The 22,864-nt window shown below is 58.7% G+C and carries 25 protein-coding genes; 13 read left to right on the top strand and 12 right to left on the bottom strand.

Annotation, left to right across the window (positions count from 1 at the left end):
• Window positions 1–75: 75 nt before the first annotated feature.
• From DSM110093_RS00780 to DSM110093_RS00765, 4 genes are all read right to left on the bottom strand, one after another.
• Entirely contained in the window at window positions 76–1,035 is a 960-nt protein-coding gene (locus DSM110093_RS00780; protein ID WP_067940950.1) for a TAXI family TRAP transporter solute-binding subunit, read from the bottom strand.
• A 232-nt stretch (window positions 1,036–1,267) separates the two neighbouring features.
• Window positions 1,268–2,869, bottom strand: a complete 1,602-nt coding sequence (locus DSM110093_RS00775) for a dipeptide ABC transporter ATP-binding protein (protein ID WP_243266263.1) — start codon at window positions 2,867–2,869, stop codon at window positions 1,268–1,270.
• A complete protein-coding gene (locus tag DSM110093_RS00770) occupies window positions 2,866–3,681 on the bottom strand; it encodes an ABC transporter permease (RefSeq protein ID WP_243266262.1) in 816 nt (271 codons plus the stop codon). The genes DSM110093_RS00775 and DSM110093_RS00770 overlap by 4 nt, the downstream gene beginning before the upstream one ends.
• Window positions 3,678–4,625, bottom strand: coding sequence for an ABC transporter permease (locus tag DSM110093_RS00765; RefSeq protein WP_243266261.1), 948 nt, complete (start codon window positions 4,623–4,625; stop codon window positions 3,678–3,680). Before DSM110093_RS00765 ends, DSM110093_RS00770 begins: the two co-directional genes overlap by 4 nt.
• Window positions 4,626–4,878: 253 nt before the next feature.
• Here DSM110093_RS00765 and DSM110093_RS00760 point away from each other — a divergent pair, with 253 nt between their 5' ends.
• Window positions 4,879–5,316, top strand: coding sequence for an HdeA/HdeB family chaperone (locus tag DSM110093_RS00760; protein WP_243266260.1), 438 nt, complete (start codon window positions 4,879–4,881; stop codon window positions 5,314–5,316).
• A gap of 74 nt (window positions 5,317–5,390) precedes the next feature.
• On the opposite strand, the gene DSM110093_RS00755 is transcribed toward DSM110093_RS00760, so the two are convergent.
• Window positions 5,391–6,875 carry an ABC transporter substrate-binding protein gene (locus tag DSM110093_RS00755; RefSeq protein WP_243266259.1) on the bottom strand — a complete coding sequence of 495 codons (1,485 nt, stop codon included), beginning with the start codon at window positions 6,873–6,875 and terminating at the stop codon, window positions 5,391–5,393.
• Between the two features lie 159 nt (window positions 6,876–7,034).
• Here DSM110093_RS00755 and DSM110093_RS00750 point away from each other — a divergent pair, with 159 nt between their 5' ends.
• The 3 genes from DSM110093_RS00750 (at window position 7,035) to DSM110093_RS00740 (ending at window position 10,305) form a co-directional block, all read left to right on the top strand.
• The gene (locus DSM110093_RS00750; RefSeq protein WP_243266258.1) at window positions 7,035–8,297 is read left to right on the top strand and encodes an Hsp70 family protein; all 1,263 of its coding nucleotides are present in this window, start codon (window positions 7,035–7,037) and stop codon (window positions 8,295–8,297) included.
• A 190-nt stretch (window positions 8,298–8,487) separates the two neighbouring features.
• Window positions 8,488–9,327 (top strand): formate/nitrite transporter family protein, encoded by an 840-nt coding sequence (locus tag DSM110093_RS00745; RefSeq protein WP_243261921.1) that lies wholly within the window; start codon window positions 8,488–8,490, stop codon window positions 9,325–9,327.
• A gap of 48 nt (window positions 9,328–9,375) precedes the next feature.
• Window positions 9,376–10,305, top strand: coding sequence for a YihY/virulence factor BrkB family protein (locus tag DSM110093_RS00740; RefSeq protein WP_243267745.1), 930 nt, complete (start codon window positions 9,376–9,378; stop codon window positions 10,303–10,305).
• Between the two features lie 6 nt (window positions 10,306–10,311).
• Here the strand turns inward: DSM110093_RS00740 and DSM110093_RS00735 are convergent, their stop codons facing one another.
• Window positions 10,312–11,040, bottom strand: coding sequence for a Crp/Fnr family transcriptional regulator (locus tag DSM110093_RS00735; protein ID WP_243266257.1), 729 nt, complete (start codon window positions 11,038–11,040; stop codon window positions 10,312–10,314).
• Window positions 11,041–11,128: 88 nt separating this feature from the next.
• Here DSM110093_RS00735 and DSM110093_RS00730 point away from each other — a divergent pair, with 88 nt between their 5' ends.
• Window positions 11,129–11,500, top strand: a complete 372-nt coding sequence (locus tag DSM110093_RS00730; RefSeq protein ID WP_243266256.1) for a hypothetical protein — start codon at window positions 11,129–11,131, stop codon at window positions 11,498–11,500.
• Here the strand turns inward: DSM110093_RS00730 and DSM110093_RS00725 are convergent.
• The 3 genes from DSM110093_RS00725 to DSM110093_RS00715 form a co-directional block, all read right to left on the bottom strand.
• On the bottom strand, window positions 11,451–11,786 hold the full coding sequence (locus DSM110093_RS00725; RefSeq protein ID WP_243266255.1) for a phage holin family protein: 336 nt from the start codon (window positions 11,784–11,786) through the stop codon (window positions 11,451–11,453). The two genes, DSM110093_RS00730 and DSM110093_RS00725, sit on opposite strands and share 50 nt — an antisense overlap.
• Window positions 11,787–11,802: 16 nt before the next feature.
• Entirely contained in the window at window positions 11,803–12,108 is a 306-nt protein-coding gene (locus tag DSM110093_RS00720; protein WP_093927660.1) for a DUF883 family protein, read from the bottom strand.
• A 121-nt stretch (window positions 12,109–12,229) separates the two neighbouring features.
• Window positions 12,230–13,039 carry a response regulator gene (locus DSM110093_RS00715; RefSeq protein WP_243266254.1) on the bottom strand — a complete coding sequence of 270 codons (810 nt, stop codon included), beginning with the start codon at window positions 13,037–13,039 and terminating at the stop codon, window positions 12,230–12,232.
• Between the two features lie 94 nt (window positions 13,040–13,133).
• Here DSM110093_RS00715 and DSM110093_RS00710 point away from each other — a divergent pair, with 94 nt between their 5' ends.
• The 4 genes from DSM110093_RS00710 to DSM110093_RS00695 all read left to right on the top strand — a co-directional run bounded on the left by DSM110093_RS00710 (window position 13,134) and on the right by DSM110093_RS00695 (window position 15,893).
• A complete protein-coding gene (locus tag DSM110093_RS00710; RefSeq protein WP_201722086.1) occupies window positions 13,134–13,304 on the top strand; it encodes a NepR family anti-sigma factor in 171 nt (56 codons plus the stop codon).
• Window positions 13,304–13,861 carry an RNA polymerase sigma factor gene (locus tag DSM110093_RS00705; protein ID WP_093927658.1) on the top strand — a complete coding sequence of 186 codons (558 nt, stop codon included), beginning with the start codon at window positions 13,304–13,306 and terminating at the stop codon, window positions 13,859–13,861. Before DSM110093_RS00710 ends, DSM110093_RS00705 begins: the two co-directional genes overlap by 1 nt.
• A gap of 2 nt (window positions 13,862–13,863) precedes the next feature.
• Window positions 13,864–15,588 (top strand): sensor histidine kinase, encoded by a 1,725-nt coding sequence (locus DSM110093_RS00700; RefSeq protein WP_243266253.1) that lies wholly within the window; start codon window positions 13,864–13,866, stop codon window positions 15,586–15,588.
• A gap of 137 nt (window positions 15,589–15,725) precedes the next feature.
• Complete coding sequence (locus DSM110093_RS00695; RefSeq protein WP_243266252.1) at window positions 15,726–15,893, top strand: hypothetical protein; 168 nt, start codon at window positions 15,726–15,728, stop codon at window positions 15,891–15,893.
• Window positions 15,894–15,961: 68 nt separating this feature from the next.
• On the opposite strand, the gene DSM110093_RS00690 is transcribed toward DSM110093_RS00695, so the two are convergent.
• Window positions 15,962–16,513, bottom strand: a complete 552-nt coding sequence (locus DSM110093_RS00690; RefSeq protein ID WP_093927656.1) for a cupin domain-containing protein — start codon at window positions 16,511–16,513, stop codon at window positions 15,962–15,964.
• Between the two features lie 182 nt (window positions 16,514–16,695).
• On the opposite strand from DSM110093_RS00690, the gene gabT reads away from it, so the two are divergent.
• The 4 genes from gabT (at window position 16,696) to DSM110093_RS00670 (ending at window position 21,498) form a co-directional block, all read left to right on the top strand.
• Window positions 16,696–18,096, top strand: coding sequence for a 4-aminobutyrate--2-oxoglutarate transaminase (gabT, locus tag DSM110093_RS00685; RefSeq protein WP_243266251.1), 1,401 nt, complete (start codon window positions 16,696–16,698; stop codon window positions 18,094–18,096).
• A 246-nt stretch (window positions 18,097–18,342) separates the two neighbouring features.
• Entirely contained in the window at window positions 18,343–19,332 is a 990-nt protein-coding gene (locus DSM110093_RS00680; protein WP_243267744.1) for a P1 family peptidase, read from the top strand.
• Entirely contained in the window at window positions 19,325–20,134 is an 810-nt protein-coding gene (locus tag DSM110093_RS00675) for an alpha/beta hydrolase (protein ID WP_243266250.1), read from the top strand. Before DSM110093_RS00680 ends, DSM110093_RS00675 begins: the two co-directional genes overlap by 8 nt.
• Window positions 20,131–21,498 (top strand): tetratricopeptide repeat protein, encoded by a 1,368-nt coding sequence (locus DSM110093_RS00670; RefSeq protein WP_243266249.1) that lies wholly within the window; start codon window positions 20,131–20,133, stop codon window positions 21,496–21,498. Before DSM110093_RS00675 ends, DSM110093_RS00670 begins: the two co-directional genes overlap by 4 nt.
• A 3-nt stretch (window positions 21,499–21,501) precedes the next feature.
• Here the strand turns inward: DSM110093_RS00670 and maiA are convergent, their stop codons facing one another.
• Both maiA and DSM110093_RS00660 read right to left on the bottom strand, forming a co-directional pair.
• A complete protein-coding gene (gene maiA / locus DSM110093_RS00665) occupies window positions 21,502–22,149 on the bottom strand; it encodes a maleylacetoacetate isomerase (protein ID WP_243266248.1) in 648 nt (215 codons plus the stop codon).
• On the bottom strand, window positions 22,146–22,835 hold the full coding sequence (locus tag DSM110093_RS00660; RefSeq protein ID WP_243266247.1) for a fumarylacetoacetate hydrolase family protein: 690 nt from the start codon (window positions 22,833–22,835) through the stop codon (window positions 22,146–22,148). Before DSM110093_RS00660 ends, maiA begins: the two co-directional genes overlap by 4 nt.
• Window positions 22,836–22,864: the final 29 nt, after the last annotated feature.

Genomic DNA, 22,864 nt, shown 5'->3' with positions numbered 1-22,864 from the left:
GATGGATGCGCATATTGTTTTTTCGGGTCTCTGACGGCAGCGTACCGCCGCCAGAGCTATCATGTCACGCGAAGATTACTCGATCCAACCTTGCTCTTTGTAATACTTCTCTGCACCGGGGTGCAGCGGAGCAGACAGACCGCCAGAGATCATCTCTTCTTGGGTCAGGTTCTCAAACGCCGGGTGCAGGCGCTTGAAACGGTCGAAGTTGTCAAAGACGGCTTTGACAACCTGATAGACCACATCGTCATCCACATCGGCGGATGTGACGAATGTCGCTTTTACGCCGAAGGTTTTGATGTCGCTGTCGGTGCCCTTGTACATGCCGCCCGGCACGGTGGCCTCGGCATAATAGGGGTTGTCGTCGATCAAACCTTGGATCGCATCACCGTCCACAGGGATCAGCTTGGCGTCGATGGTCGACACGGCTTCTTGGATCGAACCGTTCGGGTGACCCACGGTGTAGATGATCGCATCCACTTTGTTATCACCCAAAGCAGCAGCTTGCTCGGCTGGCTTCAGCTCGGAAGCCAGTGCGAAATCGTCCAGCGTCCAACCCTTGGCGTCCATCACGACTTCCATGGTGGCGCGTTGACCGGAACCGGGGTTACCGATGTTGACGCGCTTGCCTTTGAGGTCGTCGAACGACTCGATACCGCTGTCGGCACGGGCGATCACGTTGAACGGCTCACCATGTACAGAGAATACTGCGCGCAGGTTGTCGAATTTGTCGCCTTCGAACTGCGAAGAACCGTTGTAAGCGTGGAACTGCCAGTCGGACTGGGCAACGCCCATGTCCATGTCGCCCGCTTTGATCGCGTTGATGTTGGCGATGGACCCGCCGGTCGACGGCGCGGTGCACTTCAGGTTGTGATCCGCTGTGCCGCGGTTCACCAGACGGCAGATCGACTGACCGACGACGAAGTAAACGCCCGTCTGACCACCGGTGCCGATGGTGATGAACTTCTCCTGCGCCATGGCCGCAGTGCCGGCCACCATGGCACCGGTCATCGCGAGCATTTTGAACATTTTCATAAGATGTCTCCCATTGTTATATTTGGCGGACCACCCTTTAGGTGGACCCCATTGCATTCACAAGTAGAGCGCCGCAGCCTTCAGGCAATTGACTGGGCTAGGAAATTTACACACGCCGTTCAGACCGCATGCAGACATGCCCTTGTGGCGGGAATCCCCGAATTCAGGTTAGGTCGGATTGCCATCGCGATCAATGCAACTGACCGACACGCTACAATCAAGGCGCAAACGCCTAGCCTACGGACTGGGACAGGTCCGGCAAAACCGGGGCTGCGGCGATCAGCGATTTGGTATAGGCGTGCTGCGGCGCGTCAAAGACCTGCGCCGTCTCTCCGGCCTCTACGATCCTGCCGGACTGCATCACCAGCACCCGGTCCGTCACCGTGCGCACCACCGACAGGTCATGCGAGATGAAAAGGTAGGTCAGGTTATAATGGCTGCAAAGGTCGGCCAGCAGATCAAGGATCTGCGCCCGGACCGAGACATCCAGCGCGCTGACCGCCTCGTCAAAAAGGATAAGCTCAGGCCGGATAATTAGGGCACGGGCAATAGCGATGCGCTGGCGCTGCCCGCCTGAAAATTCGTGAATGTACTTGCGCGCATCTGCTGGGCGCAGCCCCACGGCTGTCAGCGCCTCGTCAATCGCGCGGGTCCGGTCGGCCCCCTGCGGCGGGGTGTCGAGCAAGTGGAAAGGCTCGGTCACCAATCGGTCGACCCGGTGGCGCGGATTGAAGCTGCCGAAGGGGTCTTGGAACACCACCTGCATCTTGCGCCGCACGGCAAGGTTCGGCTGCGTCCCGGTAAAGACCGGTTGGCCATCGACGGTGATGCTGCCCTCTTGCACCGGCTCCAGCCCCAAAATCGCCCGCGTCAGGGTCGATTTCCCACAACCAGATTCCCCCACCAAGCCCAGCCGCTCGCCCCGGTTCAGGGTAAAGCTGAGATTGTCCACCGCGCGGAACGTGCCGGGCGCGCCAAACAGCGTTTTGCGCGGCAGATGGTAATCGCGGCAGACGCCCTTGACCTCCAGCAGCGGCTGGGGCGCGGGCGCGGCGGGCAGGTTCACCTCATGGCGGGAGGCGTCGAAAAGCATCTTGGTATAGGGGTGCTGCATGTTGTGCAGCAGGGCCTGCGTCTCCCCCTGTTCGACGATCTGCCCCTTGCGCATGACGATGATGCGGTCGGCCATATCGGCCACGACGGCAAGGTCATGTGTGATCATCAACAGCCCCATGCCGTCTTCGCGCGCCAGACGGGTCAGCAGGGTAAGGATTTGTGCCTGTGTGGTCACATCCAACGCCGTGGTCGGCTCATCCGCGATCAGCAGACGGGGGCGCAGGGCAATGGCGATGGCGATCACCACCCGCTGGCGCTGCCCGCCGCTCAGCTCATGCGGATAGCGCGACAGGGGGAAGCGGTCTTGGGGCAGGCCGACGCGGGTAAGCGTATCGGCGGCGCGGGCCTCGGCCTCGGTGCGGGACACGCTTGGCTCGTGCACGCGGATGGTTTCGGCCACTTGGCGGCCAATGGTCTGCACCGGGTTCAGCGCGGTCATCGGCTCTTGAAACACCATGCCGATGTCATTGCCGCGCACGCCGCACAGGGCCGCTTCGCTCATCTGGGTCAGATCATCGTCGCCCAGCATGAGATGGCCCGTGGTCGTCGCGCCCTTGGGCAAAAGCTGCATTGCTGCCAGCGCTGTCATCGACTTGCCCGAGCCGCTTTCCCCGGTCACGGCCACGATTTCGCCCGACGCAACAGAAAAGGTCACCCCGTCGAGGATGCGCAGACCGTGGATCGACAGCGAAAGATTAGAGACCGTCAAAAGCGTCATGTCCGTGCCACCCTCAGGCGCGGATCAAGCAGATCGCGCAGCCCATCGCCCATCAGGTTCAGCCCCAGCACAGTCAGGATGATCGCGAAACCCGGCATCAGGGCCATATGCGGCGCGATACTGACCATGGTTTGCGCGTCGGCCAACATTCGGCCCCAAGATGGCACTGGCGGCTGCGCGCCGAGACCGACATAGCTCAGCCCCGCCTCGGCGAGGATGCCAAGGGAGAACTGGATGGTCCCCTGCACGATCAGCAGATTGGCAACGTTGGGCAAGATATGCTCAAACGAGATCCGCGCGGCGGATTTGCCCGCCACGCGGGCCGCCATGATAAACTCGCGCTGCCATAGGGACAGCGCCGCACCCCGGGTGATCCGGGCAAAGACGGGGATATTGAAGATGCCGATGGCGATGATCGCATTGATCGCCCCGGCACCGAAGACCGCCGTGATCAGAATGGCGATGACGATGGCCGGAAAGGCAAAGACCAGATCATTGCCGCGCATGATGACCTCATCCACAAGGCTCCCGCGCCGCGCCGCAGCCCAGAGCCCCAGCGGCACGCCCGCGCCCATGCCGATGCCCACAGCCACCAGCGCCACCGCGATTGAGGTCCGCGCGCCGACCATGATCATGCTTAGAATATCGCGGCCAAAGTGATCGGTGCCCATGGGATGGGCCAGCGAGGGGCTGTGCAGTTTGTTGGCGATGTCGAGCCCGGCATAGTCATAGGGCGTCCAGACAAAAGAGATCAGCGCAGCCAGCAGAAAGACCGAGGTAAGCGCGACCCCAAGGATCAAGTTGCGGTTCATGTGCGGGCCCTCAGCCGGGGATCGACGGCGGCATAGGCCAGATCGACAAGGAAATTCACCAAGATCACCGAAAAGACCAAAAGCATCACAACAGATTCGACCACGATCAGATCCCGCGCCGAGATCGACTGGAACACCAGCCGCCCAAGGCCCGGCAGGTAAAAGACCTGCTCGATAATGATCGACCCGGCCAGCAGGAAGGAGAACTGCAGTCCGATGATCGTCAGCACCGGGATCAGCGCATTGCGCAGACCGTGACGCCAAAGCGCCTGCCGCGCCGTCAGCCCCTTGGCCCGCGCGGTGCGCATGAAATCTTCGCCCAAGACATCCAGCAAGGCCGAGCGCATAACCCGCGCGAGGATCGCCGCCTGTGGCAAGGCAAGCGCAATGGCAGGCAGGGTCAGCGCGTGCAGCCCGGCGAAAAGCCCCTTGTCCCAGCCGACGAAGCCGCCCGCTGAAAACCAGCGCAGATTGATCGAAAAGATCAGCACGAGGATCATGGCGAACCAAAAGTTCGGCACCGCCACGCCCAATTGCGTCGCGCCCATTACACCGATGTCACCAGCCCGCCCCCGGCGTGACGCGGCGTAGATACCCGCAGGAAAGGCAACGACGACAGAAAGGGCCAATGCATAAAGCGCCAAGGGCACAGAGACCCACAGCCGGTCACCAATCATCTCGGTCACCGGGGTGCGATAGGTATAAGAAGTGCCGAAATCGCCTTGTAGCATCCCACCGACCCATTCGAGGTAACGTTCGGGCCGTGTTTGATCGAGGCCAAGTTCACTGCGCAGGGCGGCCAATGTCTCAGGCTGGGCATTAAGACCCAGCATGAACGAAGCTGGATCGCCGGGGGCGACCTCAATCACAGCAAAAATCACCAGCGACGCGACCGCGAGACTGATGAGTAGGGAAAGAAATCTTTTCAACGCATAGCGCAACATACCGCGGAGGTTAGGCGGCGCGGTCGGGAGGGTCCAGAGCCCACGGCCAGTTTGCTTAGGGAAAAGTTAAGATTGTTTGAATTTAAGCAGGGTGAGCGACTGAAGCCGATGCTGGAGATTTTATTTTCTTTTGTTTCGCAATCGCTTAGATCAATTATTGCCATGTTACCTGCCACTCGGCCCGTCATGCACGGGAACCATATCCGCTATGCAGGGTTGTCTTCGGGAGAACAGAGAAAACTGGAGATTAAAAATGAAAACGACTTTGAAAACACTTGCGATCGCCGGCCTTCTGGGCACCGTTTCTGCACCCGCATTCGCCGCTGCGCACATGGACATGGCAACCATGACATGCGCTCAGTACCAAGAGCTTAGCGCCGACGAGAAAATGGAAGTTGCTTCCATGGCAATCGCCGAGCTGGAAGATGGCAACCACGAAGGTTCGATGATCACGGAAACCAAGAACGACGGTTCCGAGCCTACCGACATCACCGCCGAAGAGGCGACCGACTCTGAAGAAACCGAAGATTCCCTGATCGACAACACCAAAGCTGTCGAAGATTCGGAAGAAGCCGACGAGATGGCTGACACCGACATGGAACAGGAAATGGAAGACTTCATCGTCGTCTGTAACCAGAACCCCGACGCATTGGTTAGCGAAGCAGCAGCTGGCCTGCGCGGCAAAGACTAATAGTCACCGCTTTTAGTATAAAGGGCGCGCTTTACAGCGCGCCCTTTTGCGTTTTCTAAAGGTCGTCTTGGATGTTATTCCGCCCAGCTGACACCGCTTAGGTCCGTCGCCTGTGTCGGCGCGTTTACCCAAAGGCCCTGAACACCCGCCTTGGCGATCGTCGGGAACGCCAGCTGAAACAGGAAACCATTCACGTAATCCTCTGCGACAATCTGCTGTGCCTTTGCCAGCATTTCGCTCCGCGCTGCGGGATCTGCGGTCTGGTTAAACTCCGCAATCAAAGATTGAACCTCGGCATTGTCATACTGAAAGTAATAGTCTGGGTTGGCATAGATGTTGATATCCATCGGCTCTGTATGGCTGACGATCGACAGACCGAAATCCTTGCCTTTGAATACAGTCTCTAACCACTGTGCCCATTCGACATTGGTGATCTGCGCCTTAATGCCAACTTGGGCCAATTGCGCGGCGATGATCTCCCCTCCTCGGCGGGCATAGGATGGGGGTGGCAGGTGCAGTGTCGTCTCAAACCCATCAGGGAACCCAGCTTCGGCAAGCAGCGCTTTGGACTTCTCCGGATCATATGCGCTCATCTCGGTCAGGTCGATGTAATCGGGGTTATGGGGGGCAAAATGTGTGCCGATGGGCGTGCCATACCCGAACATCGCCCCGTCGATGATCGCTTGACGGTCAATCGCATGGGCCACGGCCGCGCGGACTTTGACATTGTCAAAGGGTTCACGCTTGTTGTTCATCGACAGGATCGTTTCGCCCTCAGTAGAGCCTATCAGCACCTGAAAGCGCGGGTCAGATTCGAACTGGGGAATGTTCTCGGGCGCAGGAAAACCAGCAAAAACGTCGACATCTTCGGCCATGACCGACGCAAATGCCGCCGTCGGGTCTGAGATAAATTTAAAGGTCGCACTGGCCAATGCGGGCGCGTCCCCCCAATAGGCGTCATAGCGTGACAAGGTAATTTTGTCGCCCTGACGCCATTCGTCGAACTTGAATGCGCCGGTGCCGATCGGGGTTTGTTTGATCGTGTCAACGGATTCTGGCGCCACGATCACCGCGTCACCCCATGCGAGGTTGAACAGCAAGTTGCCATTGGGTTCGCTCAGATTAACCTCAACGGTCTGCGGGTCGACAACAGTGACCTCAGAAATCGCGGAATAGAGTGCCTTTTGCGCGTTGGCGCTGTCTTCGGCGTTGATCCGGTCGAGGGTGAACTTAACGTCTTCGGCATCCATCGTGGTGCCATCATGAAAGGTTACGCCCTCACGCAGCTTGAAAGTATAGGTCAGCCCGTCTTCGGAAATCTCCCAAGAGGCCGCCAAACCCGGCACGACAGACCCGTCGCCCATGAATCGTGTTAGCCCCTCAAAGACATTGGTATAAAGCACCGAGTCGATCGCCCCGGCGGCGGCAGAAGTTGGGTCAAGGTGCGGCGGCTCTAGCTGCAAGGCAACGGTGATATCGTCCTTGGCCAGTGCCCCTGTAGCGGCAACGACCAGCGCCGCGGCGGCCACCCCTGTCATCAAGCGGTTCAAACGGTTCATAAAGTTCTCCCATATTGGCGTATTTTTCTCGGAGGCTAGCCAAAAGCCACGCGGCACGCCAGCACTCGTTGCCAAGCGCGCGTGGTAAGAGTATCGCGGGTGCTTTGCACAGGCGGCGCGCACCGGATCGGCTGTGAAAAGGGGCAGTAGGAGAACGCCATGGCCACGCTGGGGATCGATTTTGGGACATCCAACACTGCTGCGGGTATTGCCGTTGATGGAACACCGCAACTGATCGCGCTGGAGGCCGAGGCACAGACCCTTCCTACGGCGGTCTTTTTCGATTTCGACGCAAAAGAAATGCGCATTGGCGCCGCCGCGTCAGACGCGCTGCTTGCCGGGGCCGAGGGGCGCTATATGCGCGGGCTGAAAAGCCTGCTGGGCACAAGGCTCATGCGGGAACGCCGGGTGCTGTTGGGCGAGCGGCTTGATTTCATCGACATTGTCGCGCGTTTTCTAGCGCGGGTTAAGTCACAGGCCGAAGCGGCAACGGGCATGCAGTTTCATGCCGCACTTTCGGGCCGTCCGGTTCGCTTCCACTCTGCTGACGACGCGCGCGATGCCCAAGCGCTGACAGATTTGCGTGAAGCCTATGGTCGAGCGGGTTTTGATCGTGTGGATTTCATGAACGAACCCGAAGCCGCAGCGCTTGCCAACCGCGCGGCCTTGCAACCGGGCGATCTGGGGCTGGTGGTCGATATTGGCGGCGGCACATCCGATTTCACCCTGTTCCGGCAGCGCGGCAATGATGAGATCGACATTCTGGGCAGTCACGGCATCCGCCTTGGCGGGACGGACTTTGATCGGTCCCTGTCTATTGGTCGGGTGATGCCGCAACTGGGCATGGGCAGCGAAATCCGTCATGCCTTTGGCGGCGACACTCATCTTGCACCGAATGCGATCTTTAATGACTTGGCAACTTGGGCAAAGATTCCGTTTCTTTACGGCCCCGATACCCGCAAGGCAGCCGCAGAGTTACATAAGTTCGCCGAACACCCCAAACGCTTGGCCCGGTTGATTAAAGTGCTTGAAGAAGAGCTTGGTCATGACCTTGCTTTCGCCGTTGAAGCAGGCAAGATCCGGGCCAATGGTGCAGGTGCCGAAGGGGATGCGGACCCGGTGATTGACGTGTCGATGCTAAAACCCCGCGCCACGCTTCCGTTGCCTCGTGACTGGTTGCGGAAGCGGCTTTCCAAACTGGCCGAACAAATCGGAACCGCAGCTGTAGCCACATTGGACAACGCGGGGATTGAGCCCGCAGCGGTGGATCGGCTGATCTTTGTCGGTGGTTCAAGCTTGATGGAGGTTGTCGAAGCCGCCCTGCGCGCGCGCTTCCCGCGTGCGGAGTTGCACCGGGGGGCGGCATTGACAGCGATTGTGGAAGGGTTGGCGTTGAGCAGTGCGCAGGCTGGGCGGAGATGAACGCATTCGGTTTTGCCAAGTAGATAGGGCAGACGGTATTTAGGAAAGGATGAAGATGAGGGCGCGGCGCAGCTGACAGTAATGACGGGGCGCGAAACAACTGTGCGAACTGGGTAGAATTGGCTTTTTACTGTGCGTGAAGCGACGGCGGGCTATGTTCATGATGTCCATGATTTTCAGGAAACCACTGATGGCCCCATTGATCCAAAAAAAGCCCCCCACTTCCGCCGTGCAGGAAGAAGCCGAAGAACGCTCTGTCAGTGAAGCGGCGGCGCTTTCGCCTAAACTGATCTATGAGGTGATCCGGCGCGAAGGTCGGGATGAGTTGAACCGCACCAACCGGTCGCTGATCTGGTCGGGGATTTCTGCGGGGATGCTGATCAGTCTTTCGGTCTTGGGTGAAGCGATCTTTCGGACCTATTTGCCGGACGCTAGCTGGCGTTTCCTTTTGGAGAACCTTGGATATTCGCTGGGTTTCATCGCGGTCATCATGGGCCGGATGCAGTTGTTTACCGAAAACACGATCACCACGGTTTTGCCTCTGATGCAGGAACGCAGTTGGCAGGTTTTTGGCAGCCTCCTGCGGCTGTGGGGCGTGGTTTTGGGGGCCAATGTGATCGGTGCTTTTGCAGCCGCGGCGCTGTTTATCTATACGCCGGCCATTCCCGCCGAGATCCTACCTGCCATCATAAGCCTATCGGAACATGCGACCGGCATGCCCCCGTCAGAGGGATTTTGGCGCGCTATTCCTGCGGGCGTGATCGTCGCGCTGATCGTCTGGATGTTGCCCGAAGCCGATGAGGCGGCGTTTTTCCTGATCCTTACCTTTACTTGGCTCATCGCGGCGGGGGATTTCACCCATATCGTTGCGGGCTCGGTCGAGATGGCAGCGCTGATGCTGCATGGCGGTTTGGGGTTCAGTCAGGCGCTCTTTGGTTTCTTCCTGCCGGTGCTTGTTGGCAACATCATCGGCGGCACGTTGGTCTTTACCCTTGTTGCTTGGGGTCAGGTCCGCGACGATGTTGAGTAAAGTTAAACGGTCCTGGTTTGTGCCGGGGCCGGATCGAAAGGAATGGCCTTGGTGCTGCGCAGTCCCCCAACCCGACCGGCGATCTATTGGGATGCCTTTAAGGCAAGCCTCAAGCAGGCAGCGGACGAAAACCTTGCTTTGATCTCGGCTGGGGTGGCTTTTTTCGCCATGCTGTCGCTGTTTCCAGCGCTGGCCGCTTTGATTGCTTTACTGGGGTTGATATCTGATCCGGTGGTTGTTGTGGCGCAATTGGAAGACGTGCGCGGGCTGCTGCCTGATGATGTTTACGACATCCTTAATACGCAGGTGACCGGGCTGGTGACCGCGCGGGCCGATACGCTGGGTTGGGCGGGTATCGCATCCTTGCTGGTTGCGCTGTGGTCGGCGCGGGCGGGGGTCGGCGCGATGGTGATCGGGCTGAACTCCGTTTACAATGAACGCAATCGTAATACAGCGAAACACTACCTGCATGCGCTGCTGCTGACGGTTAGCCTTGTCGCAGTTGGGATCGTTGCGCTGTTGGCCGTTGTGATTGCGCCGATCATACTTGCCTTTATACCTCTAGGGCCCTTTGGCAATGTCGTGGCTGATCTGCTCCGTTGGACTGTGGCGACCGTGGTGCTTTTTGCCGGTGTGGGCGTGTTGTACCGCTTTGGCCCGAACCGACGCGCGGCGCGGCTTCCATGGCTCAGCAGCGGGGCGATCCTTGCCGTGCTGTCATGGGCTATCGTCTCTATCGGCTTTTCTTACTACGTGGCCAACTTTGGCAACTACAATCAGGTCTATGGCTCTATCGGTGCCGTCATTGCGATGCTTATCTGGCTTTGGATCAGCAGCTTTCTGATCCTATTCGGGGCCGCGCTGAACGCGCAGGTTGAGCGCCGTACGCGATCTGACAGCACCGTCGGTGCAGCCAAGCCACGCGGGCGGCGCGGGGCCGAAGCGGCGGATACCTATATCGATGTATCCAGCGACTAGATGCGTTTACATTAGCGGGCGTTTTTGACGCCCCTCAAGGGTGGTCATTCCCTTTTCAGCCAGCGCTTCAAGGTTGTTGATTTGCAGAACGCGGTCAGACCATGAAAGCAACTGACGTTCTTTGAGCGCGGAGAGCGTCTTGTTCGTATGCACCACCGACAGGCCAAGCGCATCGGCAAGGTCGCGCTGTGAATAAGGCAGCGGCATCTGATTTTGAGTGACCATGCCCAGCGACTGGCCCCGCTCAAAAATCTTAACCATAGCCCATGCGATGGCTTGTATCGCGGTGCGCTGGCCGATGGTGGCCAAGACTTCTCCCATAAAATGCTCTTCGATCGCGGCGAGCCATGTGATGTCAAATGCGCGTTCAGGGTGAGATTTGAAGAAATTCCAAAATTCACTGCGGTTAAAGACACATAGACGCATATGCGTTCGAGCTTCGACAGAATGGCCCATTTCGCCCATGATGCCCGCTTGCAGCCCAATGAAATCACCGGGAAAAACAAAGCTAATCACCTGACGGCTGCCATTTTCCAACGTCTTGTCACGGATGCCCATACCGGTAAGCGCGGTATAAAGTTGGGGCGAGTTTGACCCCTCTAGCAAGATCGGCGTGCCCGGCTCGACGGTTAACTCACCAGACTTGAACTTCTCCATGAAGCTCAGCTCTTCTTTCGACATCGGTAGGAAGGCATCTTTGCGTTGAAGAGGGCAATAGCGGCATTGGGTCGTCATTTTATAAAATTGCTCTCTTATGTCCTAGTTTAATGCGCCCCTCTGACGCTTTCCCTAAATTGTGTCTTTTGCACACCGGGGGAAGACCATGCCGATCTTGATCTACGAACCGGACCCATTGGTCTGTTCAGACATAAATGAAACGCTTTCTACAGCCTTTCCGCAATCGGAAATTGGCATATTGGAGACTTTCGCCATCGGCCCGCTGGTTGAGAACATCAGCGACACGCAGCTTGCCGTACTGTCGTTGAAACAGGAACAACTGCATCAATACCTGCCCGAATTGCGCAACCTACAAGAGTGGTTTCCGATCATCTGTATCTTGAATGATCTGCCACGCCTGCCAAAGACGACGGATTACCCGCGGTTTATCATGCGACCGTTTTCCAGCGGAACGTTGCTAAGCGCGGTTAACGCCGCGCTTTCTGACCAGCGGTTATGCCAGCCAGAAATGCCATAACTAGATTCTTCAGCCCGTCATGTTCAGACGCGGCTGGCGTTTCTTGATCAGGGGCGTGGCGGGGGGCACTGCCCTCTGATCCGGCCAATGCAAGCAGTAGAAAGCCAACACCAAAGTAAGCTGCGCCGAGGATCAACGCAGCTGTCATCGCTGTGGTGACGGTGACGAGGTACAACCACGCGGCAAGGGTCAAGAACAGCAGCCCGATCAGTAGCAAGATCGCGGCACCGGCACCCAATATGGCAGTTCGTGCTGCGCGCCGTACAGACCCGCGCAGGTGTTGCATCACAGCAGAAAGCATCTTAGCGGCGCGCTGTCACAAGTCCGACGAGGAAGCCGATGCCTGCAGCGATCCCCAATGCTGTGCCAGGCTGAGCTTGCAAAAACTCTTCGGCCTGTTTTTGGGCTTCCATCGCTTTTAGGCGGCCCGTGTCGGCAAAATCGTTGGCCGCAGTGCGGGCGTTGTCGCGCATCTCTTCGGATTTGGCTTTGCCGTATTCGCCCAAGGTCTCGGTCAATGAAGCGATATCGTTCTTGAGGAGCGCGATCTGGCTGGACAGATCGTCGATGGTAACCTCTTTGGCGGCTGTCGTCGGGGTCTTGGCCATGGGGGCCTCCTGAGTGGTTGAGTAATGGTAGGCGGCTTGAGGGCCGGATGCAAAGGTTCCCCGCGCAGGCTAATCTGCGCAGGAAACCAATTATCCGATGCGGGCCTGGATCGAGCCAATCTTAGGCGTTAAGCGTTTCCGTGGAGGAGAAGAACATCGCTTGCGATACTGCCGAAACGACTTGATCTACCGAGTAGGGCTTGGAGATCAGGAAGGCTGGTTCGGGTTTGTCACCCGTCAACAGGCGCTCGGGGAACGCGGTGATAAAGATCACGGGACGCATACCAAGTTCATTCAGTAGGTCGTTTACCGCATCAATACCCGAAGAGTTATCGGCCAGCTGAATGTCAGCAAGGATCAGGTCTGGCACATCGGCTTTGCCCAACTTAACAGCCTCTTCGCGGGTGCGCGCGATGCCCGTAACGCGATGACCCATCTCTGCGACGATGGATTCAATATCCATTGCGATGATCGCCTCGTCTTCGATAATCATCACCGAACCAGAGGTGCTGTCGGCCATTTCACGGTGCGCGATCTGGATCAATTCGTCAGCTTCAGCTTCATCCACACCGATAATCTTGGCGATTTCGCCGTGGGAAAACCCTTCGATTGTATGCAGCAAAAGCGCTTCGCGGCTGTTGTTGGTCAGACTGGAAAGATGGCGCTGCGCCTTGGCCCGGGGGCCGCTTTCACCCTCTTCCACGGGGGCGCCGGCGCTGGCCCAAATACCGTACAAGACCCTGAAAAGACCCGTCTTTGTGTCCACCCCATCGAGCACCGAGCGATCAACCAAGATAGCTTCGAGGGCCGCCGCAGCAAAGGTGTCGCCGCTGGTCTGGCTGCCTGTCATCGCCCGCGCGAACCGGCGAAGGTAGGGGATGTTCGCTCCCAGTTCATCGCTGATGCTGGTCTTTTGTGTCGCATCGTTCATCTAGTCGAATCCTTTTTAACTTTTCTTGGAACCAAACACCCCGACATTGTGTTTGGTTCCAGTATGCGTACATAATTATTTAAACGAGACGACGATGCCAGAGGTGATGTTAGTGAATTCAGGAAACAAGGACGAGCGCGAGCGCGTCATCGACGACAACCTCAAGCGTGTCTTCGATGAGACGCTCGATGAAGGCATCCCTGACCGTTTCAAGGATCTGCTTCAGAAGTTGAAGGAACAGGATTCAGAAAAAGGAACGTCATAATGACCCGTCCCGATCCGCGAGACGAGCTGGTAGAACATCTGCCGGCCATGCGGGCCTTTGCCATCAGCCTGACCCGCAATGGCGCCACGGCAGACGACATGGTGCAGGACACTTTGGTCAAGGCGTGGACCAACATCGAAAAGTTCCAAGAGGGCACGAATATGCGCGCTTGGCTCTTCACGATCTTGCGGAACACCTATTATTCCTCGCGCCGCAAGGCGAAACGCGAAGTCTCGGATGTGGATGGCGTACTAACCGAAGGTCTGGCTGAAAAACCCGCCCATGATGGTCACATGCAAATGACTGACTTTCGTAAGGCCCTTGCCTTGTTGAAGGATGAGCAACGCGAGGCACTGTTGCTGGTAGGGGCGTCTGGCTTCTCCTATGAAGAAGCAGCTGATATGTGTGGCGTCGCTGTCGGCACGATCAAAAGCCGCACCAACCGGGCGCGTGCACGCCTTGCCGAACTGCTTGGCCATCATGACGATGAATCTCTTGAGATGACCGACGACGCCACTATGTCCGTGCTATCTGCCTCTAAAGTTTCTTCTTTCTAAGTATGACATCTGGCTTCTTCAGCGGTGATCTGATGCGTGGGCTGACGATCCGTATTCTGCTGTTTCTGTCTCTCGCGCTTTTGCCCATTGGGTTGATCGCGGTTGTGCAGACACGGCAGATTGCGGATCAAAGTCGCCAAAGCGCAGAATTGTCGCTGATCGCCGTCACGGAACAATCTTCTGCTGCGGAACGCAGGGTGATCCAAGAAGCCTTTGGTGCGGCTGAGGCGCTGACTTCTATCGTGCGCCTCCGCCGGGATGATCCCGAAGAATGCACCGCGTTTCTCAAGGAATATAAGCAGGCCTCTGACATATATTCACTGGTTGGGTTCATTGCGCTTGATGGGCGTATGACCTGCTCCTCCACCGGGCAAGAACACGATTTTTCCGACGAGCAAAGCTTTCAGTCATTGCTGGACGCACCGGTTCGTCGCGCGATGCCGGTATTGCAAGGCGCGGTCAGCAATCAGGTGGTTACGTTGATCAATGCGCCCGTCTATGAAGATCGCGAATTGATCGGCTTCATGGCGCTCAGCATTCCTGAAGACGCCATCAACGCCATCCGCGAGCCGAAGGGTAAGCACAGCAGTGTCGCGATGATGACCATCAACAAGATGGGCCACATCCTCACGACAGAAAACGGGCTGGACGTGGCCAAAGAGGAATATCCCAACGATGTTGCCTTGTCCTTGCTGACCACCAAAGATCCGAACGTCTTTCTCTCGCAGAATTCGGTCGGCAAAGAACGGGCCTATGCGATTGTTCCGATTGTGCCCGAAACGGTATTCGCGCTGAGCGTTTGGCCCAGTAACACGCCCTTCCTAGATACCGGTGTTTCTACGCGGCTGAGTGCGCTTTTGCCCATCGCCATGTGGTTGGCGAGCCTGATCGTGGCCTTCTGGGCATTGAACCGACTGGCGATTAACCACATTCGCAAACTCGGGCGGCAAATGCGCCGTTTTGCTCTGAACCGCACCCTCCCCCGTGGCACGCTTGGCCCGTCAGTCCCCACCGAATTGGTCGAGATGGAATCGGCTTTTGTTGGCATGGCAGAGTCGATCCTGCGAGACGAGGCAACATTGGAAGACAGCCTTCGGCAAAAGAACATTTTGCTGAAAGAGGTTCATCACCGGGTTAAGAACAACCTGCAACTTATCTCATCGATCATGAACATGCAGATCCGGCAGGCCAAAAGCGAAGACGCACGTTTTGTCCTACGCCGCCTCCAGGATCGCATTCTAAGCCTCGCCACCGTACACAAAAATCTTTACCAGAACGACGACCTTGTTCGCGTCAACGCAAGCGAATTGCTGCGCGAGATCGTGGGCCAATTGTTGTCCGTTGGGCTTGCTTCCAGCTCTGGTGTGAAGGTTGAGCAGTCTTTTGAAACCATCCAGATCGATGCCGACGATGCTGCCCCGCTGACACTGCTGGTATCCGAAGCGCTGACCAATGCCCTTAAATATGTCTCTACAGTCGAGCATGGCAAAGGTTTCATTTCGCTCAAGCTCATCTCCACCGGGCCGGAAAAGGCCATGCTTGAAGTGCGCAACACCATCGGCAACCCCGAAGAGGTGAAGTCAGGCACCGGGCTGGGATCGCGGCTGATCCTTGCGTTCACCCGGCAGCTTAACGGACAGGTCGAGGTCGAGACCACGGATGATGTCTATCAAATACGGGTAAACTTCCCCGTGCCGACAGATAGCAAGATGGTCTACGACTACTGATCGCCAGCGCTCTGCGAAATCTTGCCGGAATCGTGCTCGACGCGCCACAGACTCGTCATGCGCGAAAAATTAGTGGGAACACTTTGGGCTGGGCGCGGTTGAGAACCTGAAACGCAGTGCGAAAAAGGAATACGGAGATGACCACAGAGCTATTTCTCGGCGGTCTGACCATCCTGACCTTAGCTGCGGTCATCATACTTGCTCTTACAACGGGCAGAAGGGAACTTCATTCGGATGAGGACCGTACCGGGCGCGACAAGCAGCAACCGGAGGCCCAGAGGTCAAACTACCGGTCAGACTACTAAGACCTGACACCTATCGACCGCCCCGAGCAGACCGCTCGGGGCGGTCGATTTTTATCAGGGTCGTGCTTTTAGAAACTGGGCGGAGTGCAGGCGCTGACGATCTCGCAAGGCACATCCCCGATATTGCGGAACCGATGGGGCAGACGACTGTCGAACAAATATCCATCACCGCTTTGCAGCACGCTCACCGCGCCGTCGACCGTCACCTCTATACTGCCACGCACCACGACACCTGCCTCTTCGCCGTCATGGCGCAGGAACTCCGGCCCGGTATCGGCGCCGGGTTCATAGGTTTCATGCAGCACCTGAAGCGCGTGGTGTTCCGCATTCCCTAATTGGCGAAGCGAAACGCCCCCCTGATGGCTGGGCGAAATCTCGGTCAGTTCCTGCGCTCGGTAAAACACTTTGGCGCTATCGTCTTCCTCTAGAATTGAGAAAAACTCGGCCATACTGATGGGAATCGCGTCCAACAGGCTCTTGAGGGACGCGACAGAGGGGCTGGTCCGGTTCTTTTCGATCAGCGATATCGTGCCATTGGTCAATCCAGCCTTGGCCGCAAGTTCACGCTGGGACAACCCGTGTTTTTTGCGGATCAATCTAAGTTTTTCACCAACGTTCAATGACTTGTCCTTTATGGGCTCCGCCTCACTCCGCCCGGCACTTACGCCGGCTCAGGTGGTGGCCGTGAGAATTGTTAAATAGAGGCTGCGATGGCGATTGACAATTATATTAAACAGAATATGGATTTTTTAAACGACCCATCTCTATGCCCCTCTTACTTTCGCAATAAGGTATCTGCACCATGTCCAGCACCGTCAAGAAATCGACCCGGAAGTCCACCGCCAAAGCCAAGGCAGCACCGCAAATGACGGTTGTCGAAGCCAACCCAGCCACCCAGCCTGACGGTCAGACCAATGCCGAGCTTGTCGCCCGCCGCGATGCAGCCGTGCCACGCGGTGTCGCATCCGCTGCGCCGATCTATGCAAAATACGCCGAGAACGCCGAACTGTGGGATGTTGAAGGCAACCGCTACATCGACTTCGTCGGCGGTATCGGCGTGCTGAACACCGGCCACCGTCACCCCAAAGTGATCGAAGCCGCCAAAGCCCAAGAAGACAATTACACCCACACCAGCTTTCAGGTTGTGCCATACGGCCCCTATGTCGAGTTGGCTGAGAAGCTGAACACCCTTGCCCCCGGCGACGCACCGAAAAAGACGCTGCTTGTCACGACCGGTGCCGAAGCTGTTGAAAATGCAGTGAAAATCGCCCGCGCCGCAACTGGCCGTCCGGGTATCATCGCCTTTACTGGCGGTTACCATGGCCGTACTCTGCTGACGCTGGGCATGACTGGCAAAATCTCCCCCTACAAAAAAGACGTTGGTCCCTTCCCGGCGGATGTCTTCCGCGCGCCCTTCCCTTCGGTTCGCGATGGCATCTCCGTACAGGACGCGCTGACCGGGCTGAAAAACCTCTTCCTCACCGATGCACAGCCCGAACGTGTGGCCGCGATCATCATCGAACCGGTGCTTGGCGAAGGCGGCTACACCCCTGTGCCCTTTGAAATGATGCAAGAACTGCGTGCCATCTGTGACCAGCACGGCATCCTGCTAATCGCCGACGAAGTACAGGCAGGCTTTGGCCGCACCGGCACGTGGTTCTCTATCGAACATTCCGGCGTGGTGCCTGACCTGATCACCGTGGCGAAATCCATGGCTGGTGGCTATCCGCTGGCTGGCGTGATTGGCCGCGCCGATCTGATGGACGCGATGATCCCCGGCGGTCTGGGCGGCACTTATGGCGGCAACCCAGTGGCCTGTGCCGCAGCGCTCGCCGCTATCGAAGCGATCGAGGAGGAAGGCCTGCTCGCCCGCTCCACCGCCATGGGCGAAACACTCAAGGCCCGCTTTGCCGAGATTGGCGCGCGTTCCGCGCCCTTCCGTTTCTGGGATATCCGTGGCCTTGGTGCGATGGTCGCCGTTGAATTTGTGACCGATTTCGACAGCGCCAAGCCTGACGCGGATCTCACCAAACGCGTCATTGCCCATGCGCTCAAGCGCGGTCTGCTGTTGCTCAGCTGCGGCATGCACGGCAACGCCGTTCGCGTCATGGTGCCCTTGACCGCTTCAGACGCGATTGTCGAAGAAGGTCTGGCGATCTTTGAAGAAGCGGTTGCGGCAGCGGTGGTCGAAGAACAGCACTAAATTTAACCGGCTTCGGTCAGAGATATTGGGCGCGCGGGGCAACCTGCGCGCCCTTTTTTACGGCGCGGGTTGAGTGGCCTGGAACCTAACTCTGCCTCAGGTCTTGGCATCAGGCAGTGAAGCGCGCAAACTCCGCGAAATGAGACCTGATTTCCGGAGTAACGATGCGACCTACAACGCCAGAATCTCGTGGATGTTTCACGTGAACAGCGCCGCTGCAAAAGCATGCCGGCCATGACGCGCGCGATGTACCCCGGCCCACGCAATCTGATAACCGATGTCGCCGGAATCAAGGTCGGCAATGCCCAAGACGCGCGGCTGAAATCCGGCAGCACCGTGTTGATCGGCGATGCGCCCTTCACGGCCTCTGTTCATGTCATGGGTGGTGCACCGGGCACGCGCGAGACTGATTTGCTGGCCCCGGACAAAACCGTCGCGGCGGTGGATGCGCTGGTGCTCTCGGGCGGCTCTGCTTACGGGCTCGACGCCTGCTCAGGCGTGCTGGATGCGCTGCGCGCCCGTGGGCGCGGCTTTCGCGTGGGGGATGCCCTGATCCCGTTGGTGCCCGGTGCGATCCTGTTTGATCTGCTTAATGGTGGTGACAAAGAATGGGGTCGGAACCCCTATGCTGATCTGGGCTGCAAGGCGCTAGAGGCGGCGGCAGAGGATTTCGCCCTTGGGTCGGTCGGCGCGGGCACGGGTGCGCTTAGCGCGATGGTAAAAGGCGGTCTTGGCTCTGCCAGTCTGCAACTGCCTGACGGCAGCATGGTCGGCGCGTTGGTCGGGGCCAATCCGGTCGGTGCCGTTACTACCCCCGGAGACCGCCATTTCCACGCCGCCCCATTTGAGATCGACGGAGAGTTTGGCGGGCTGGGGCCAGACCCGTCAGCCGGTCTGGGTCTTACATTCGAAAGCCGCAAAATGGCCGCTATGTCGGCCCGGGCCAATACCACCATCGCCATTGTCGCCACCGATGCAGCGCTGACCAAAGCCGAATGCCAACGCGTCGCCGTGGCCGCCCATGACGGCATCGCCCGTGCGGTGGTGCCTGCGCATATGCCCAATGACGGCGATCTGGTCTTTTCCCTCTCGACCGCGGCGCGGCCTGCGGGCGATGTGGCGATGATCGGCCATGCCGCCGCACTGTGTCTCTCGCGTGCCATCGCCCGCGCGATCTACACCGCCACCCCGGCCGAGGGTGACCTCTTGCCTTGTTGGAGCAGCCTGAATGCCTGAACTCGCCCTTTCCGATATCACCCTCCATTTTGAGGTCGACGGCAGCGGACCACCCATTCTGATGTTGGCGGGGATGCTAAGCGACAGCGCAAGCTGGGGCGCTTTGGCGCCGCTGCTGACCGACCAGTTCACTCTCATCCGCCCCGATAACCGCAGCACCGGGCGCACGACCCCGTGGGACGCCGAAACCTCCGTCGCGCAGATGGCACGGGATGCGCTGGCCCTAATGGACCATCTGGGGCATGAGACTTTTCACGTTGTCGGCCATTCTATGGGAGGCTTGATGGCGATGGAGCTTTTTGGCCTAGCACCCGAACGCATTCAAGCGCTCAGCATCCTCGCCTCCGCCCCGGTCCGTGCGCCGCGCACGATGGCGGTGTTCGATGCGCTGTTGGCTGTCCGCCGCGCGCCGGAGGGGGAGCAGCTTTGGCTTCGCGCGCTTTACCCTTGGGTCTTCGCGCCGGGTTTCTTCACTGATCCAGCCAATACAGACACCGCCCTCGCCGCCGCGCTGGCCTATCCCCATGCACAAAGCGCCGATGCCATGGCCCATCAAATGGAAGCACTACGCGGCTTCCGCCCTACGGCGCGCCCTGTTGATCTGACCTGCCCGACCCAAGTGCTCCACGGTGCCGAAGACCTGCTGATCCCCCGCGCCGCCGCTGAAGAAGCTTTCGCGCAGATACCGAACGTGGTGCAGACCACCCTGCCCGATGCGGGCCATTCGATCCATTGGGATGCCGCCCCTGCCGTTGCCCAACACCTGCGCCAATTTCACGACACCGCCGGAGACCCGAGATGACAAAAGACCTTTACGGATTGGAAACAACCGCCAGCCGCCCGGAAACCCTGCAGGCGATCAATGATTTCATCCACGGTTTTCTGTCCTACCAGCCCAAAGCCGCAGGCATCATCGCCGCCGCCGATGCCGACCCGGAGGGGCCGCTGGTCAACGCCTACGCTGCGCTCTTGTGGATGTTCCTTGAGCACCCCATCGCGCCAGAAAAGGCCCGCCCCTATCTGCTGCGTGCCATGGCCGCGAAAGGCGCAAACGCCCGCGAATCGGAAGTGATCCACACCATAGGCCATTGGATCGACGGAGACGTGCCGGGCATGCTCAGCGCCTGTGATGCCATCACCGATCAATGGCCGCGCGATCTGGCAATGCTGAAACTGGCGCAATACCACCTGTTCAATACCGGCGATGCCGCTGGCATGTTGCGCATGGCGCTGAAAGCCCTGCCCGAAGCCGAGGACATTGCCTATACCCACGGCATGATCGCTTTTGGCTACGAGCAGTGCCACCTGCTCGACCGGGCCGAGGCCGCCGCCCGTCGCGCCATGGAATTGCGCCACGATGAGCCTTGGGCACATCACGCTCTGGCCCATGTGATGCTGACCGAAGGCCGCGTCGCCGAAGGCGCCCGCTTCATGGAAAGCGTGGCTGAGACTTGGACCGATCTGAACTCCTTCATGCGCAGTCATAACTGGTGGCATCTGGCGCTTTTCTACCTGTCGCAAGGCCGCCATGACGACGTGCGTGCCGCCTATGACCAACACATCTGGGGGCTGGAGAAGGATTACTCCCAAGATCAGGTAGGCGCCGTTTCCCTGCTGGCGCGAATGGAGTTTGCGGGTGTCGATGTCGGAGACCGTTGGGGCGATGTGGCCGATCACGTTGCCGCACGGGGGCAGGATACGGTTAGCCCCTTCCTGACGCTGCAATATCTCTATGCGCTTTGCCGAACCGACCGGGCCGAAGCCGCTAAAATGCTCACGGCAATCGACGCCCGCGCTGCCGATACATCCGCCTATGACCACGCCGCATGGGCCGAAGTGGCCCTGCCCGCCGCGCACGGAATTGCCGCCCATGCCAAGGGCGATTGGGCCACAGCGATCCGCGAATTGGGTATGGCCTTACCGCGTATGGCGGAATGCGGCGGCAGCCATGCCCAACGCGATCTGTTTGAACAAATCCACCTCGACGCGCTGGTCCGCGATGGCCGTGCCTCTGCCGCGCAACAGGTCTTGGAAATGCGCCGCACCTATGATCCCGACGGTGTGCCGCTGAACCTGATGCTGGGCGAAGTCTATGAAAAAACCGGTCTGCCGGACCTTGCCGCGCAAGCGCGTGCAAGGGCCGAGCGGACGCTGGCCAGTTCCTAAGCGCTAGACCGCGTCGGGCTGGTTGGCCGGCGCGGCACGATCCAACGCAGGTATTTCCATGCAATTGGCATGGATGCGGCGAATGGTGGGATACGGGGTCATATCGACTCCAAAGCGGGCATTGTTCAAGACCTGTGCATAGAGGCAGAGATCGGCCAAACCAACGTCATCACCATGGCAAAAATCGCCCGTCTCGGGTTCCTGCGCCAACCGTGTCTCAAGCGCCGCCATGCCCGCGCTGGCCCAATGGGCAAACCACGCAGCCTTGCCCGAGGCGTCAACGCCAAACTCCCCCTCCAGACGCTGTAACACGCGCAGATTGTTTACCGGATGCACGTCTTGTACCACGATATAGGCCAGCGACCGGACCCGCGACCGGCCCCAAGCGTCGGCAGGTAAAAGCGGCGGTTCGGGATATTCCTCATCAAGCCATTCAAGGATCGCCATTGATTGCGACAGCGGCCCCTGCCCCGTCATCAATGTCGGCACCGCCCCCGAAGGGTTCAGCGCCAGATGTTCGGCCCCATGCTGTTCTCCAGCAAGCAGGGACAGCGGCACATAGTCATAGCGCAACCCCTTGAGATTCAGCGCCGCCCGCACCCGGACCGAGGTCGAGGAGCGGAAGTAATTATGCAGCGCCAGACCGCTCACGCGCGTGGGCCGACGGTAACCTCAAACTCAGCAATGCCATCGACACCGCCGGTCAGCACATCACCCGGCACCACGGCGCCAACCCCGGCTGGCGTGCCGGTCATAATGATATCGCCCGGCGCCAGCGTGACTGCCCGTGACAAGGTTGCCGTATGCTCGCGCACCGACCAGATCATCTGCGCCAGATCGGCCTCTTGTTTCGTCTCACCGTTTACGGCCAGCCAGATGCGCCCTGCCTCAACCGAAGCGACCTCCGCAATCGGCAAGATCGGTGCGATGGGCGCGGAATTATCAAACGCCTTAGACCAATCCCACGGACGGCCCATCTTCTTGGCTTGGGCCTGAAGATCACGGCGCGTGAAGTCGATCCCCGCCGAGGCACCCCAGATGTGATCCATCACATCAGCCTCAGCAATATTCGCGCCGCCTTTGCCAATTGCGATGACAAGCTCGATCTCAAAGTGGAAATCTTCTGTCAGAGGGGGATAGGGTACGGTACAGGGCGTATCGAGCGTGGCATCGGCAGGTTTGGTAAAAAAGAACGGCGGATCGCGCATGTCATTGCCCATCTCAATCACATGCGCCTCATAGTTGCGGCCCACGCAGAACACACGCCGTACCGGAAAACGGTCGCTGCTTCCTTGAACGGCAAGGCTGCTTTGCTTTGGGGGGTCAATTACATACATCACTGGTTTCCTCTTGGCATGTTGCGGCC

Origin of the sequence: Sulfitobacter sp. DSM 110093 (assembly GCF_022788715.1) — a bacterium.
GTDB lineage: Bacteria > Pseudomonadota > Alphaproteobacteria > Rhodobacterales > Rhodobacteraceae > Sulfitobacter.
This window is presented reverse-complemented; position numbering and strand designations above follow the sequence as displayed.

Coding starts and splice junctions, on each gene's coding strand:
- DSM110093_RS00675 (WP_243266250.1), top strand. CDS start 19,325: ATGCCTGAACTCGCCCTTTCCGATATCACCCTCCATTTTGAGGTCGAC.
- DSM110093_RS00725 (WP_243266255.1), bottom strand. CDS start 11,786: ATGCAACACCTGCGCGGGTCTGTACGGCGCGCAGCACGAACTGCCATA.
- DSM110093_RS00670 (WP_243266249.1), top strand. CDS start 20,131: ATGACAAAAGACCTTTACGGATTGGAAACAACCGCCAGCCGCCCGGAA.
- DSM110093_RS00660 (WP_243266247.1), bottom strand. CDS start 22,835: ATGTATGTAATTGACCCCCCAAAGCAAAGCAGCCTTGCCGTTCAAGGA.
- gabT (WP_243266251.1), top strand. CDS start 16,696: ATGTCCAGCACCGTCAAGAAATCGACCCGGAAGTCCACCGCCAAAGCC.
- DSM110093_RS00780 (WP_067940950.1), bottom strand. CDS start 1,035: ATGAAAATGTTCAAAATGCTCGCGATGACCGGTGCCATGGTGGCCGGC.
- DSM110093_RS00765 (WP_243266261.1), bottom strand. CDS start 4,625: ATGTTGCGCTATGCGTTGAAAAGATTTCTTTCCCTACTCATCAGTCTC.
- DSM110093_RS00775 (WP_243266263.1), bottom strand. CDS start 2,869: ATGACGCTTTTGACGGTCTCTAATCTTTCGCTGTCGATCCACGGTCTG.
- DSM110093_RS00700 (WP_243266253.1), top strand. CDS start 13,864: ATGACATCTGGCTTCTTCAGCGGTGATCTGATGCGTGGGCTGACGATC.
- DSM110093_RS00715 (WP_243266254.1), bottom strand. CDS start 13,039: ATGAACGATGCGACACAAAAGACCAGCATCAGCGATGAACTGGGAGCG.
- DSM110093_RS00755 (WP_243266259.1), bottom strand. CDS start 6,875: ATGAACCGTTTGAACCGCTTGATGACAGGGGTGGCCGCCGCGGCGCTG.
- DSM110093_RS00710 (WP_201722086.1), top strand. CDS start 13,134: ATGCCAGAGGTGATGTTAGTGAATTCAGGAAACAAGGACGAGCGCGAG.
- DSM110093_RS00735 (WP_243266257.1), bottom strand. CDS start 11,040: ATGACGACCCAATGCCGCTATTGCCCTCTTCAACGCAAAGATGCCTTC.
- DSM110093_RS00750 (WP_243266258.1), top strand. CDS start 7,035: ATGGCCACGCTGGGGATCGATTTTGGGACATCCAACACTGCTGCGGGT.
- DSM110093_RS00720 (WP_093927660.1), bottom strand. CDS start 12,108: ATGGCCAAGACCCCGACGACAGCCGCCAAAGAGGTTACCATCGACGAT.
- DSM110093_RS00745 (WP_243261921.1), top strand. CDS start 8,488: ATGGCCCCATTGATCCAAAAAAAGCCCCCCACTTCCGCCGTGCAGGAA.
- DSM110093_RS00770 (WP_243266262.1), bottom strand. CDS start 3,681: ATGAACCGCAACTTGATCCTTGGGGTCGCGCTTACCTCGGTCTTTCTG.
- DSM110093_RS00705 (WP_093927658.1), top strand. CDS start 13,304: ATGACCCGTCCCGATCCGCGAGACGAGCTGGTAGAACATCTGCCGGCC.
- DSM110093_RS00695 (WP_243266252.1), top strand. CDS start 15,726: ATGACCACAGAGCTATTTCTCGGCGGTCTGACCATCCTGACCTTAGCT.
- DSM110093_RS00680 (WP_243267744.1), top strand. CDS start 18,343: ATGTACCCCGGCCCACGCAATCTGATAACCGATGTCGCCGGAATCAAG.
- DSM110093_RS00760 (WP_243266260.1), top strand. CDS start 4,879: ATGAAAACGACTTTGAAAACACTTGCGATCGCCGGCCTTCTGGGCACC.
- DSM110093_RS00730 (WP_243266256.1), top strand. CDS start 11,129: ATGCCGATCTTGATCTACGAACCGGACCCATTGGTCTGTTCAGACATA.